General features: G+C 48.5%; 11 protein-coding genes. 4 read left to right on the forward strand and 7 right to left on the reverse strand.

Features of this window, described 5'->3' with window-relative positions; translation table 11 throughout:
* Nucleotides 1–78: 78 nt before the first annotated feature.
* The 4 genes from PRUTH_RS08985 to PRUTH_RS09000 all read left to right on the forward strand — a co-directional run bounded on the left by PRUTH_RS08985 (nucleotide 79) and on the right by PRUTH_RS09000 (nucleotide 7,260).
* Nucleotides 79–2,826: a family 20 glycosylhydrolase gene (locus PRUTH_RS08985; protein ID WP_151173108.1), complete on the forward strand. Its 2,748-nt coding sequence runs from the start codon at nucleotides 79–81 to the stop codon at nucleotides 2,824–2,826.
* 69 nt (nucleotides 2,827–2,895) lie between these two features.
* Nucleotides 2,896–3,462, forward strand: coding sequence for an RNA polymerase sigma factor (locus PRUTH_RS08990; RefSeq protein ID WP_151173109.1), 567 nt, complete (start codon nucleotides 2,896–2,898; stop codon nucleotides 3,460–3,462).
* 2 nt (nucleotides 3,463–3,464) lie between these two features.
* Nucleotides 3,465–4,511: a FecR family protein gene (locus PRUTH_RS08995; RefSeq protein WP_257220915.1), complete on the forward strand. Its 1,047-nt coding sequence runs from the start codon at nucleotides 3,465–3,467 to the stop codon at nucleotides 4,509–4,511.
* A 73-nt stretch (nucleotides 4,512–4,584) separates the two neighbouring features.
* Nucleotides 4,585–7,260 carry a TonB-dependent receptor gene (locus PRUTH_RS09000; RefSeq protein WP_151173110.1) on the forward strand — a complete coding sequence of 892 codons (2,676 nt, stop codon included), beginning with the start codon at nucleotides 4,585–4,587 and terminating at the stop codon, nucleotides 7,258–7,260.
* 75 nt (nucleotides 7,261–7,335) lie between these two features.
* Here the strand turns inward: PRUTH_RS09000 and nqrM are convergent, their stop codons facing one another.
* From nqrM to PRUTH_RS09035, 7 genes are all read right to left on the reverse strand, one after another.
* A complete protein-coding gene (gene nqrM, locus PRUTH_RS09005; RefSeq protein WP_022944566.1) occupies nucleotides 7,336–7,548 on the reverse strand; it encodes a (Na+)-NQR maturation NqrM in 213 nt (70 codons plus the stop codon).
* A gap of 75 nt (nucleotides 7,549–7,623) precedes the next feature.
* Nucleotides 7,624–8,655 carry an FAD:protein FMN transferase gene (locus tag PRUTH_RS09010; protein WP_151173111.1) on the reverse strand — a complete coding sequence of 344 codons (1,032 nt, stop codon included), beginning with the start codon at nucleotides 8,653–8,655 and terminating at the stop codon, nucleotides 7,624–7,626.
* 95 nt (nucleotides 8,656–8,750) lie between these two features.
* On the reverse strand, nucleotides 8,751–9,977 hold the full coding sequence (gene nqrF / locus PRUTH_RS09015) for an NADH:ubiquinone reductase (Na(+)-transporting) subunit F (RefSeq protein ID WP_045980502.1): 1,227 nt from the start codon (nucleotides 9,975–9,977) through the stop codon (nucleotides 8,751–8,753).
* Between the two features lie 17 nt (nucleotides 9,978–9,994).
* Nucleotides 9,995–10,603 carry an NADH:ubiquinone reductase (Na(+)-transporting) subunit E gene (nqrE, locus tag PRUTH_RS09020; RefSeq protein WP_022944569.1) on the reverse strand — a complete coding sequence of 203 codons (609 nt, stop codon included), beginning with the start codon at nucleotides 10,601–10,603 and terminating at the stop codon, nucleotides 9,995–9,997.
* 10 nt (nucleotides 10,604–10,613) lie between these two features.
* Nucleotides 10,614–11,243 (reverse strand): NADH:ubiquinone reductase (Na(+)-transporting) subunit D, encoded by a 630-nt coding sequence (locus tag PRUTH_RS09025; protein ID WP_022944570.1) that lies wholly within the window; start codon nucleotides 11,241–11,243, stop codon nucleotides 10,614–10,616.
* The gene (locus PRUTH_RS09030) at nucleotides 11,243–12,010 is read right to left on the reverse strand and encodes a Na(+)-translocating NADH-quinone reductase subunit C (RefSeq protein WP_138548022.1); all 768 of its coding nucleotides are present in this window, start codon (nucleotides 12,008–12,010) and stop codon (nucleotides 11,243–11,245) included. Before PRUTH_RS09030 ends, PRUTH_RS09025 begins: the two co-directional genes overlap by 1 nt.
* Complete coding sequence (locus tag PRUTH_RS09035; RefSeq protein WP_022944572.1) at nucleotides 12,000–13,202, reverse strand: NADH:ubiquinone reductase (Na(+)-transporting) subunit B; 1,203 nt, start codon at nucleotides 13,200–13,202, stop codon at nucleotides 12,000–12,002. Before PRUTH_RS09035 ends, PRUTH_RS09030 begins: the two co-directional genes overlap by 11 nt.
* Nucleotide 13,203: the final 1 nt, after the last annotated feature.

Below are 13,203 nucleotides of genomic sequence, written 5' to 3' on the forward strand. Positions count from 1 at the left end.
ACGCTAAGACGTTTATAGCACTAGAGCCACTTGCGGTACTCGCTCTCACTACACAATAACAACGTCTTAGGAGCCCTCATGGTTGCAAAACTATCTACATTTACACTCGCATTGGCAGGCTTGAGCTTATTGAGCGCGAGCCAGTTAGCCGTTGCTCAGCCCCATCCTGATAACCTCGATTTACACTGGCAAGTGGTCGATCACGGAATTGGCGAGAATATCTTTCTTGGCAGTTTAACCATTACTAATAACGGCACGGAGCCACTTTCAGAGTCTGGATGGGCACTGTATTTCAGCTCAGTGCGCCCCCCAGCCAGTGTGTTACCAAGCGGTGATGCTAATGGCGATTATGCGCGTCAGCATATAGCAGCGCAAAACCTCAGTTTGGATAATGCCGATGTCGCCAAAAGCGGCGATTACTTTGTGTTAAAGCCGCAACCTGGCTTTGAGCCCATACAACCAGGGCAGTCGCGAGAGATAGAGATAATCGCTCAGTACTGGCAAATGCTTAAAAACGACTCGCCTTCTGGCTTTCATATCAGTTATGACGGACAAACGCCTCAGGCTGTGCTGGTGAATGTCACCATGGACCCCAGCGATCCGAAGCAAACCACTCAAGCCAGCAATGACACCATGCCAGTGCAAACCACGGCACTGCGATTTACAGAGAACACCACAGCGCTCTCTCCCTTAGCCTTGCAACATCAGTTAGTGCCACAGCCTTATTCAGTCGAGCATAAAAACGATGAGTTTCTCACCCTAATGAGCCAATTAACCGGCATCTCGGCGCCCTCCGCCTTGGCCACGGAAGCGGCCTATTTACAAACGGCGCTCGGCGACATTCTCAGTGGTTCTTTTGCCATTAATGGCGCTGCGCAAAATGGCCCGAACCATATCACTTTGCAACTAGATGCTCAGCTCGATACCAACAACGATGGCCAACCGGATGCCGGCGGTTATCGCCTTGAGATAGATGCATTTTCCGGTATTACTATCACCGGTCGCGATGCTCAAGGGGTGTTTTACGCCATCCAAACTTTGCGCCAATTAATTCCTACATCCGTATATAAAAATGCAGTTAATTCAAATACCTTGGCTGATAATGCAGTGCTGCCAGCAAGCACCATTTTGGATGCCCCTCGCTTTGCTTATCGAGGCATGATGCTCGATGTCTCGCGTAACTTTCAATCCCTAGAAACTGTTTTTAAATTATTGGATTTAATGGCGTTTTATAAGCTCAATAAATTTGAGATTAATGTTGCTAATGACGAGGGATGGCGCTTAGAAATACCCGGGCTGCCCGAGCTCACTGAGTTTGGTGCCAAGCGCGGACACGACCTTGAAGAAACCACGATGTTGCATACCTTTATGGGCGCAGCCAATGAATTTGCGCCCGGTGACGGCATCGACAACAAACCAGCCGATAAAGTCGCGGCTAACTTAGGCACCGAGCCACAGTTCCAAGGGTTTGAAATCGCTCAGCAAAACTTCCTTGGCAAAGGCTGGGGTTATTATAGCGTCGCAGAGTTTCAAGAAATTCTGCAATACGCGGCAGACCGCCATATTGATGTCATTATTGAGTATGACTTCCCCGCCCATGCCCGCGCCGCCATCAAAGCCATGGAATACAGATATAACAAATACAAAGACACCGATCCGGTTGCCGCCAATCAATACCGATTGATTGACCCACTCGATGAGTCTCAATACTACACTCCGCAGTTTTACACCGACAACTTTGTCAACCCAGCGCTAGAGGGCACCTTCACTTTTCTCAACCATGTGGTCAGAGAGACTCGCGCTATGTACGATGCGGTGCCCGATGCCAAGCGCACGCGCTTACACGGCGGTGGCGATGAGCTGCCGCATTTAGGTGCAAATGAATGGTGGGCCAAATCCCCGGCCGTGCAGGCGAACCCAGCAACAGCAGGGAAAACCGACGCCGAACTATTTGACTACTTTTTCACGCGCTGGAAAGACATCATTAATAGCCATGGCTTTGATATGGCTACCTGGGGCGATGTGCTTTCTCATAACGGCACCGGCAACGTCGATTATGGCGACATATACCCGGTGTTCTGGAATAACGTTTGGGGCTGGGGCAATGAGCATCAAGCCTATAAATTTGCCAACCAAGGCTATAAAGTGGTGCTCGCGCATGCCACGAATATGTATCTCGATTTAGCCTACAATAAGCACCCGGACGAGGTGGGTTATCATTGGGCGGGCTATACGGATACCAAAAAGACCTTTACTTATCGCCCTTTTAATATCTATGCCAATGCCGAGTCTGATAAGCTCGGCAACCCGGTCCCTTGGGGAGAAAATTGGCTGCCATTGAGCGCCACGGGTAAGCAAAACATTGATGGCATTCAGGCGCAACTTTTTGGTGAAAATCAAAAATCCCCTGAGATCCTTGATTACATGACCTTTCCGAAGTTACTCGGAGCCGCCGAGCGCGCTTGGGTACAAACCATGCCCGCTGAAGGCTTAGCAACACAGCAGGCCTGGGACACTTTTGCGAACACCTTGGGGCAGCACGCTCTACCACTATTAGACTATTACCAAGTAGTAGACATTTATGGTCAAATATCCCATCAGCCTGGCGTAAACTACCGCATCCCCTTACCCGGTGGCGCCATAGAAAACGGTCAGCTGGTGGTTAATACTCGCTTTGCAGGGATGAATACCGAGTATTCCTTAGATCAAGGTGTGACCTGGCATCACTACCAACAGCCAGTCCCACTTACCACCTCGGCGTCAGTGCAATTACGCACTGTAAGTGACTCTGGACGAGTGAGTCGAGTGGCCACGTTGTCTGAGTAAATCAAGGCGGCGGGCCTGCACTTAAGGCTCGCCGTACGCTAAATAAAAGGAATAGCAGGATGCGTACCCATGCCATCTTTATTATCGTTTAAGCGCAAAGCGGCGAACAGCGAAAGCAATTATGAATCAGATAGACGCCAGCAAGTAGAGCAGCTTTTTTTAAAGCAGCAACGCAAACTCATCCGCCACATTATGGCCAAGGGGCTGGATAAGCGTGAAGCCGAAGACATTGCCCAAGAAGCTTTTGTCAAGCTGCTGGGCCTAGAGCAAGAGAAGGTAAGCAGTTATATAGCCGCTTACCTATATAAAATAGCCACTAACCTGGCCATTGATAAGCTCAGGCGTAAGGCTCGCAGCCCCTTTGATCACTATGTTAGTGACAGTGATGAATTACCTAAGCTGTGTGCGCCAACGGGGCCGGAGCAAAACCATCATAATCACGAATTACTCAAAGAAATGGAAAAAGCCCTCGCGAGCCTTCCAGACAAGTGCCGCTTGGCCTTTTTGTTATATAAAATGCGCGGACAAAGCTATGAGGAGATCTCGTTGACCCTGCAAATATCGACCAGTATGGTGAGAAAATACGTTCTACGTGCAGTTCGTCATTGCTACCAACAACTTGAGCATGAGCTTTAAGCATGAGCAGAAAGGATATTGATATGACCCTTCCCGGTGATGATGAAACGGTCATCGAGCAACAAGCCACCCAGTGGCTACTGACGCTCCATGAGCAGCAACTGGATCATGACAACGACGGCCAATACCCTGAGGCGCTTACCCTGTGGCTCGCCCAAAGTGCCCGCCACCGTGAAACCTTTACTAAGGTAAGTAAACTGTGGGCATTGTCGACACAACTCGACCCGGCGTTTGTTGACAGTCAGCTTGCTCACCTTGACGCCGAGCCCGCAACCAAGCGCAAGCCAAAAAAACCAGCGACGCTTTGGTACGCAGCCTTAGCGGCGTCCTTTTTGCTTGTGACCACCCTGATGCTGTGGCCGCCCAGCTCATCGGCGCCACGACAAATCGTTAACAGTCCCGCCATACCCAGTAGCAAGGTGTACAGCGAATTTTTCCACACCCCGGTGAGCGAGCATAAAACCGTGACCTTGGATGATAATTCGCTGGTCACCTTAGGTGCCAACACCCAGCTCGCCGTGCGTTATAGCGATAGCACGAGAGAGTTATTGCTATACCAAGGGGAAGCGCTTTTCAATGTCAGCAAGGACCCGACGCGACCATTTATCGTACGCTATCAGCAAAGCCAGGTAGAGGCGTTAGGCACTATTTTTAACGTCCGCGCCAACCCTGACTCAGTGCGTGTTGATGTATTAGAAGGGCGAGTTGCCGTGGCGCAACAAAACGCCATTGAATTAACGGCAGGGCAAGCCGCAGAAGTGGCCACTGATGGTAATATTACTCGCAGCCAGGCACAGGGAAAAGGCACCCAAATGGCTTGGCAACAAGGTCACTTAATTTATCATAATGCTCGCTTAGGTGATGTACTCCATGATGTCGCCCGCTATAGCCAAATGGACATCACAATCAGCGACGAAAAGTTAAAGCACTTAGTGTATACAGGCACTTTTTTAACGACTGAAATCGAAGCGTGGCTAACGAGCCTGCAACAGCTTTACCCCATTAAGGTATTGCGCAGCGGTGATAAAGTGACCTTAGTGGCGAATTAGCTAAAAGTGGCATAGTGACCACAGCCAAAGTGTGGTACAAAATTCAAACAATAAAAATAAAGCTGAACCCGCCATGTTATTAAGGTTATTAACCATCGCTCTGCCATGGTTAATATTATTTAGTAGCTGTACTTATGCTCAAAGCGAACATTCGTTTGCGCTGCCTGAAGCGACACTGCAGCAGCGCTTGCTCGATATTGCTGCGCAGAGCAACTGGCAGCTTAATGCCGCAGCGATTGAGCAATCGCCTCCCCTAGCGGCCCTTAATGGACGATACAGCCTAGAGCATGTTTTAAACCTCAGTCTCCGTGACACGCACTATGACTATGCCTTGGACGTGAGCGAGCGCCGTATTGTTATTACTGCGGCAAGTGAAGCAACACCCGAGGGCGATTTTGAGCGCATTATTGTCACCGGCGTCAGCGGTCAGCGCCGCAATATACTCAATTCATCCATCGCCATTACCCAGTTATCTAATTTAGAACTGAGGCAACACACGCCCTACTCCAGTGCTGAAGTGCTCAAAAACGTCACCGGATTTTGGGTCGAGGACTCAGGCGGCGAAACCAATAACAATGTTTCGCCACGAGGGCTCAGGGGCGGCGAAGGGTTCCGCTTTATTAGCTTGATGGAAGATGGTCTGCCCATGACCTACGACGGCATATGGAGTGACTTTTTTTTACGTCCAGACTTAACCCATCAACGAATCGAAGCCGTGCGCGGTGGCAGTAGTGGGATCTTCACCCTTAATGGGCCAGCAGCGATGGTTAACTATATTGGCCGACGCGGCTCACACACGCCGTTGCAATTGCTCAAACTCAGCCAGGGTCTAAATTATGACTACTCGCGTCTGGATGGGGTTGCCAGTGGCCCCATAAACGAGCGATTATTTTATACTGTGGGTGGCTTTTACCGCTTCTCTGATGGCATTCGCGAACCGGGGTTTATCAGTGACTTAGGCGGGCAATTAAGCGCTCGCCTGAGCTTGCGAACCGATGCCTTTGAGCTCGATGTTATTTACAAACACTTGCAAGACAATACCAGTTTTTACGCTCCCTTGGTGATGCAAAATCACCAAGGGATTGAGGCCTTATCGAGCCTGCCTCATGACTACGGCACCCTACTCAGTAAGGATATGCAATTACTGAACTTTTATACCCCCGAAGGGACAACAACCCATGATTTAGAGGATGCGCAGCAAACGCGTATGAACAGCTACACTGTGCTGTTTAATGCACCGCTATCAACACACCTAGCCATCGACAACCGCACTCGTTATGCGAAGCTCAATAATAGCCTGTACACCTTAATGAATTTAGGCAACCAAACGATTAATAGTGCTGAGCAGCGTTTAACCTTGGCCGATGTCAGTCAGTTCAAGGAGAACGCCGCAGATGACACCTTAAGCTTGGCCTATCAACGGGTCAGCGATGGCAGCCTAATCGCCGACCCTTCAACGCTTAATAACAATGGCCTTGTTACTGCAACCTTTCCACTGTACTCACGTTACCAACAAACACAATTAATCAATCACCTCAGCCTTAGTTACCAAGACACGGACTGGGCTGTGACGCTGGGTCATCTCTATGCCCATAGCGATTATGGCGCCCTACCCTTAGATCAGTGGCTCGGAGAGCTGCTAACCGATGTGCAACACCAGCCTCAGCGCCTAGATATAGTGCTTATAGATGATCATAACCAGGTTGTTGATACATTCACCGACAGTGGCTTTTTATCGCATGCGGGGCCGGTTTATTTAATAGGTCATGGGGAGTCACAATCGCACTCCTTATACACCAATATCGACTGGCGCATCACCGAGCAGCTACGCCTTGATGCGGCGATACGCCACGAACACCTAACACTTGACAGCACCAGCGCCCAAGGCCAGCGCTCTCAAGCTTATAACGGCCAACTTTTTTACTCGCATTACGCACCCAGCACCTCTTTGCGTCAGCACTTTAGTGACAATGCCATCAGTGTGGGGGTGAACTATCAGGCTGCGGAGCACATGGCTGTATTTGCCCGTTATGCCGATGCATTTGAAATGCCTCGGCTGATTAATTTCGGCAATGCCCTAGGCTGGGCTGGCAGTGCTCATCAGCGCGGCGAAATTGATTACGGCGAACCTATTCGTCTCACGCTCAGTGAAGTAGGTTTGCGATACCAGTCAGCCCACTCGCACTTCAGTGGCGCGTTATTTACTACTCATTTTGATCCACTGCCATTCACCGTGTATCGCGGTGCAACGAGCCCGCAGCACGCCATTTTAATCAATACACAAACAACCGGGGTCGAATTTGAATATGAATACCGCTACAACGCGAGCTGGCAGTTAAAAGCGATTGGGGTGTGGCAGGATGCAGGCTTTTACGGCATTCCTGCATCTTTGCCGCAAAGCCAATTCAACGGCAATCAAATTACCCGAACGCCAGAGTTACAACTGCGACTAACTCCTCAGTATAATCAGGGGCCTATCACCGCTGCACTGACCTTTTCGTACATTGGCGAGCGCTATTCTGATGTCGCCAACCGTTTTGCTCTGCCTGCTTATCATACTTGGGATCTGTTCTCAGAAGTCGCTCTGAATGAGCACCTAAAGGTGCAATTTGAGATTAAAAACCTAACCAACACGCTAGACCTTACCGAGGGCAACCCCCGCGATGATTTAAGCCATCATGAAGCGCTATTTTACGCCAGACCCATTTTTGGCCGCACAATCACACTGTCGATGAGTTATGAATTTTGAGTTTTGAGGGTTGCTAGAGCAACAAAAAAGCGAGCTAATAAGCTCGCTTTTTGGCCATTATAAAAGAACACTCGTTTAGATAATTTGGTTCTCTTTCCAGGCTTGCTCTTTGGCCATACGTTTTTTACGTTTGTCACACGGGTCGTCACAGTCACAGGCTTTGTCGATGCCGACAGAGCCAAGACCTCCGCAACTACTGGCCATGGCTTTACGTTGTACAATAACGCCAACGGCCATCGCCGCGACGACTAAGACGAGTAGGCCAAATGTAAGAAGAAATAGTTGCATTGTCTGTGCCCCTTTAAGTTGACAAGTTAAGGCGCAAAACGCCTTACCCGCTATTATACGCCGAGCAAAAACTAACTACAAATATGGCTTAAAAGCTGTGCTTGCATGGGTTTGCAAACCACTGTCAGTCTTGCTGATCAAGTACACCGGTAAATTATGCTGCTCAGCATAGGCTTTGGCCTGCTCTGTGCCCATAACGGTCAGTGCCGTTGCTAGGCCATCAGCAGTCATGGCGCTGGGGTGCAATACCGTTACCGAAACCAAATCATGTTTAATTGGCATGCCTGTTTGCGGGTCAATTAAATGGGTATAGGTTTCGCCATCCATTTCATAGAAAATACGATAATCTCCCGAAGTGGCAACGCCCATACTACCTGGCTCAACTACACGGTGAATTTTGCGCTGCCCCGGCGGTGCATCGGGCTGCTCGATAGCAATGCGCCAGGGCTTATTATCGGGCTTATGCCCTGAGATACGCATTTCACCGCCAATCTCTACCATGTAATTGGTGAGTCCATGGCTTTGCAATAATTCAGCAACTTTATCAATACCATAGCCTTTTGCGGTAGCGGAAAAGCTCAGCTCTAAACCGTCCACGGTTTTAGCCAAGCCTTGCTCGCTCAAGACCAGTTTATCAACACCAATATTCGCTAGCATGGCATCGAGCTCAGCTTGCTCTGGGCGCTGTGTGGGTCGCTTATCGGGGCCGAATCCCCAAAGATCAATAAGCGGTCCCATGGTCACATCCAGCGCCTTGGTCGATTGTCCAAGGCGAATTGACTCGCTCACCACAGCGCGAAAATCGCTGCTGATGGGCATCACTTCACCTGCAGGCAAGCGATTAAATTGATTAATCTCGGAGTCTTCAATGTACGTCGACATCGACTGATTCACTTTTTTAAGCTCCTCAGTGACATCAGCGTATAAATTAAGTTGAGGTAACTGTTGCTGCGGTACAAACACTTTAATATTAAAAGTGGTACCCATGGTTTTCCCTTGCAACAACACCTCTTGTTGATCAGATTCTGGGGCGTTATCACACCCCGATAAGGTAAATAAAGAAAGGATGAATAACAAGCCAAATACGGCTTTTACGCTGCGTAACATTGCTAGCCTCAAGTTGGTGAACAGTAAACGAAAAAAGGCTTCCTAACTGGGTTAGGAAGCCTTTTATAAATCAATGACGAATGCGTGACATTCGTTTAGCCGCCGAAGTCATCCAATAGGATATTTTCGTCTTCAACACCTAAGTCTTTTAGCATGTTGATTACGGCTGCGTTCATCATCGGTGGCCCACACATGTAGTACTCACAGTCTTCAGGCGCTTCATGGTCCTTAAGATAGTTATCGTACAATACGTTGTGGATAAAGCCAGTATAGCCTTCCCAGTTGTCCTCTGGCTGAGGATCAGAAAGCGCTACGTGCCACACGAAGTTATCGTTTTCTGCAGCTAGACCGTCAAAGTCTTCAACGTAGAACATCTCACGCTTAGAGCGTGCACCGTACCAGAAGCTCATCTTACGATCTGAGTTCAAACGCTTCAGCTGGTCGAAGATGTGTGAACGCATCGGTGCCATACCTGCACCACCACCGACAAAGACCATCTCTGCGTCAGTTTCTTTAGCGAAGAATTCACCAAATGGACCAGAAATTGTCACCTTATCGCCTTCTTTAAGCGACCAGATGTACGATGACATCTTACCGCAAGGTAGGCTTAGGTTGTTTGGCGGCGGCGTAGCAATACGCACGTTCAACATGATGATGCCAAACTCTTCTGGGTAGTTCGCCATTGAGTAAGCACGAATAGTTTCTTCGTCTACTTTTGACTCTAGGTCAAAGAAGCCGAAACGCTCCCAGTCAGGACGATACTCTTCAGGAATATCAAAGTCCTTGTATTTAACGTGGTGAGCAGGTGCTTCAATTTGAATATAACCACCGGCGCGGAAAGGTACAACCTCACCGTCTGGGATCTTAAGCTTAAGCTCTTTGATGAAGGTTGCTTTGTTATCGTTAGAGATAACTTCACAATCCCACTTCTTGATCCCGAAGATAGACTCTTCTAGCTCAATCTCCATGTCGCTTTTAACAGCAACCTGACACGCAAGACGACAGCCCTGACGTGCTTCACCTTTAGAGATGTGGTCAAGTTCGGTCGGCAGGATATCACCACCGCCCTCTTTAACATCAACACGACACTGGCCACATGAGCCACCGCCGCCACATGCAGAAGATACGAAAATACCTGCATCTGCTAGGGCACCCAGTAGCTTGCTACCTGGTGATGTTGTAATTGCTTTGTCAGGATCACCATTGATCCCGATGGTGACGTCACCTGTGGGTACTAGCTTTGACTTGGCCGCAATGATGACCAAAACCAGCATAACCACGATAGCGACGAATACACCTACGCCTAAATATACCTCAAGCATGATTTCTCCTCGCTACCTTATAGTGAAATACCAGAGAATGACATAAAGCCCAGACCCATCAGACCTACTGTGATAAAGGTGATACCTAAACCACGCAAACCATCAGGAACGTCTGAGTACTTCATCTTCTCGCGAATACCCGCTAGCAACGTGATTGCCAGCGCCCAACCTACACCAGAACCAAGGCCAAAGACCACTGACTCACCGAAGTTGTAATTACGCTCTACCATGAACGATACCGCACCGAAAATCGCACAGTTTACCGTGATCAATGGCAGGAAGATGCCCAACGCGTTATAAAGCGGTGGGAAGAACTTATCCAATGCCATTTCTAGGATTTGTACTAGGGCAGCAATAACACCGATGAACGTCAAAAAGCGCAAGAAGCTTAAATCAGCGTCAGGGAAACCCAACCACTCCAGTGCGCCCGGCGCTAATACCGCGTGATAAACTAAGTTATTCACCGGTACGGCAATACCCAGTACGAAGATAACCGCTACACCTAGACCAATTGAAGTTTTTACTTTCTTTGATACCGCAAGGAAAGTACACATCCCCAAGAAGAAGGCAAGCGCCAGGTTTTCAATGAAAACCGCTTTAACAAATAAGTTAAGATATTGTTCCACGACTCGCCCCTTATTTCGCTTCTACTTGGTCTTTCTTATAAGTGCGTAGCACCCAAATGAATAGACCGATGATGAAGAATGCACTAGGCGGCAGGATCAATAGACCCATAGGCTGATACCAGCCACCGTCTTGTACTAATGGGATGATTTCTACGTCGAACAGCGACCCTTTACCGAATAGCTCACGAATGAAACCAACAGTCAGTAGTACTACTGAGTAGCCTAAGCCATTACCAATACCGTCTAGGAAAGACATAAACGGCGGTGACTTCATCGCGTACGCTTCAGCACGACCCATTACGATACAGTTGGTGATAATCAAACCAACGAATACCGACAGTTCTTTCGCTGTTGCATACGAGAAGGCTTGCAGCACCTGGTCCACCACGATTACCAATGAGGCAATGATGGTCATCTGTACGATGATCCGCACACTTGATGGGATCTGGTTACGAATCATAGAGATAAACAAACTTGAGAAGCCCGTTACTAGGGTCAATGCAATTGACATGATCAATGCATTTTTCAAGCTTGATGTTACTGCTAGCGCCGAACAAATACCGAGTACTTGCAGAGCGATAGGGTTATTTGCGAAGACAGGTCCAAATAGAACCGACTTCATTTCTTTAGTATCAGCCATTATTTCAACGCTCCTTCACGTACTTTCGCAAGGAAAGGACCAAAGCCGTTTTCACCTGTCCAATAATCAACCGTGTTATCAACACCGTTTGAGGTCAGGGTTGCGCCAGAGAGACCGTCTACTTCGTGCTCGTTGTCAGCACCGCTTTTCACTAAGTCTACCGGCAGCTCTTTGCCTTGCCACTGAGCCGTCCAAGCTGGGTTTTGGATTTCACCACCTAGACCTGGGGTTTCGTTGTGCTTGTAGAAGATGATGTTTTTAACAGTTTCGCCATCACTTTCAAGAGCTAAGAAGCCATACATAACACCCCAAAGGCCATAACCTTGGATTGGTAGAATGATTGACTTCACTGAGCCGTCGTCGGCACGGTTAATGTAAACCGGTGCTTCAGTAGTACGACGTTGAATGCCCGCTTTGTCTTGCTCTTTTGGCAACTTAATGCTCATATCGGCGTCAAACTTACTCTTTTCGAAGTCGTAAGCTTTGATCCACTCGCTGCGAGCTTGCTCAGAGTCAAACTCAACTTGTTGGCCGTTATTAACATCAACAACGATGGTTTCAATGTTTTCGTCATACGTAGCTTGCACGTCTTTGACATCATTAAATCCAGCGGCTGAAAGAATATTGCTTTGAATATCCTTTAATTTATTTTCTTGCTGCAGCGGGCGCAATTGCACCGATGCGAACGATACGATAACCGCACACACCAAACATAGCGAAACAACTACACCGAGCGTTTTACCGATTGATTCGTTATTACTGGACACGTGCCAATCTCCTCTTGATGTTTGACTGCGCTACGAAGTGGTCGAATAGCGGTGCAAATAGGTTTGCAAACAAGATAGCGAGCATCATGCCTTCAGGGTATGCCGGGTTAACCACGCGGATCATCACCACCATAAAACCAATCAGTGCACCATAGGCCCACTTACCTCTATCGGTAAATGACGCAGATACCGGGTCGGTTGCCATAAAGAACATACCAAACGCAAAGCCACCAAGGACTAAGTGCCAGTGCCAAGGCATTGCAAACGCGGTGTTGGTGTCTGAACCGATAAAGTTAAGCAGCGTTGCAGTGACTACCATACCCAAGAAGGTACCTAGCACGATACGCCAAGAAGCAATACGCACATAGATTAGGAACAAACCACCTAATAAGATTGCTAGGGTTGATGTTTCACCCATAGAACCTTGAATGAAACCGTAAAACGCATTCCACCATAGCTCCATGTTGGCATAATCAAGCGCACCTGTTGCCGCTTGGCCTAGGTAAGTCGCGCCAGAGAAACCATCAACAGCTGTCCACACTGTGTCACCTGAAATCTGCGCCGGATAGGCGAAGAACAGGAACGCACGGCCAGCAAGCGCAGGGTTCAAGAAGTTACGACCTGTACCACCGAATACCTCTTTGGCGATAACCACACCGAAGGTAATACCTAGGGCAACTTGCCAAAGGGGAATGGTTGCAGGCAGAATCAATGCAAATAACACAGAGGTAACGAAGAAACCTTCGTTTACTTCGTGCTTACGTATTGACGCGAATAGCACTTCCCAGAAGCCACCGACACCGAAGGTAACGGCATAAATTGGCAGGAAGAAACAGGCACCGTAGAACATTTTCGCGCCCCAGCCTGAATCAGCAGTGAGCTCACCGCCTAACAGTTGGAACAATCCTACTTGCCAAGAATCACCTAATGCAAAACCGTTTGCTAACGCTTCTGCCGCTTGGTGGCCAATGTTAAACATGCCAAAGAACATGGCAGGGAACGTTGCCATCCACACTAAAATCATAATACGTTTTAGGTCGATGTTATCGCGAACGTGAGTACCGCCTTTGTTGACATAGCCAGGGGTATAAAAAATAGTCGCAACTGCTTCATACAGTGCGTACCACTTTTCATGCTTACCACCCGCTTCAAAATGCGGTTCGATATCTTCTAAAAATTTCTTCAAGCCCATT

This window comes from Pseudoalteromonas ruthenica, from assembly GCF_008808095.1.
GTDB classification, from domain to species: Bacteria; Pseudomonadota; Gammaproteobacteria; order Enterobacterales; family Alteromonadaceae; genus Pseudoalteromonas; species Pseudoalteromonas ruthenica.

What these genes read in the sequence shown, in the direction of transcription:
- nqrM (WP_022944566.1), bottom strand. Translation starts at nt 7,548, where the DNA reads ATGCAACTATTTCTTCTTACATTTGGCCTACTCGTCTTAGTCGTCGCG.
- PRUTH_RS08995 (WP_257220915.1), top strand. Translation starts at nt 3,465, where the DNA reads ATGAGCAGAAAGGATATTGATATGACCCTTCCCGGTGATGATGAAACG.
- PRUTH_RS09000 (WP_151173110.1), top strand. Translation starts at nt 4,585, where the DNA reads ATGTTATTAAGGTTATTAACCATCGCTCTGCCATGGTTAATATTATTT.
- PRUTH_RS08985 (WP_151173108.1), top strand. Translation starts at nt 79, where the DNA reads ATGGTTGCAAAACTATCTACATTTACACTCGCATTGGCAGGCTTGAGC.
- PRUTH_RS09025 (WP_022944570.1), bottom strand. Translation starts at nt 11,243, where the DNA reads ATGGCTGATACTAAAGAAATGAAGTCGGTTCTATTTGGACCTGTCTTC.
- PRUTH_RS08990 (WP_151173109.1), top strand. Translation starts at nt 2,896, where the DNA reads ATGCCATCTTTATTATCGTTTAAGCGCAAAGCGGCGAACAGCGAAAGC.
- nqrF (WP_045980502.1), bottom strand. Translation starts at nt 9,977, where the DNA reads ATGCTTGAGGTATATTTAGGCGTAGGTGTATTCGTCGCTATCGTGGTT.
- PRUTH_RS09010 (WP_151173111.1), bottom strand. Translation starts at nt 8,655, where the DNA reads ATGTTACGCAGCGTAAAAGCCGTATTTGGCTTGTTATTCATCCTTTCT.
- PRUTH_RS09035 (WP_022944572.1), bottom strand. Translation starts at nt 13,202, where the DNA reads ATGGGCTTGAAGAAATTTTTAGAAGATATCGAACCGCATTTTGAAGCG.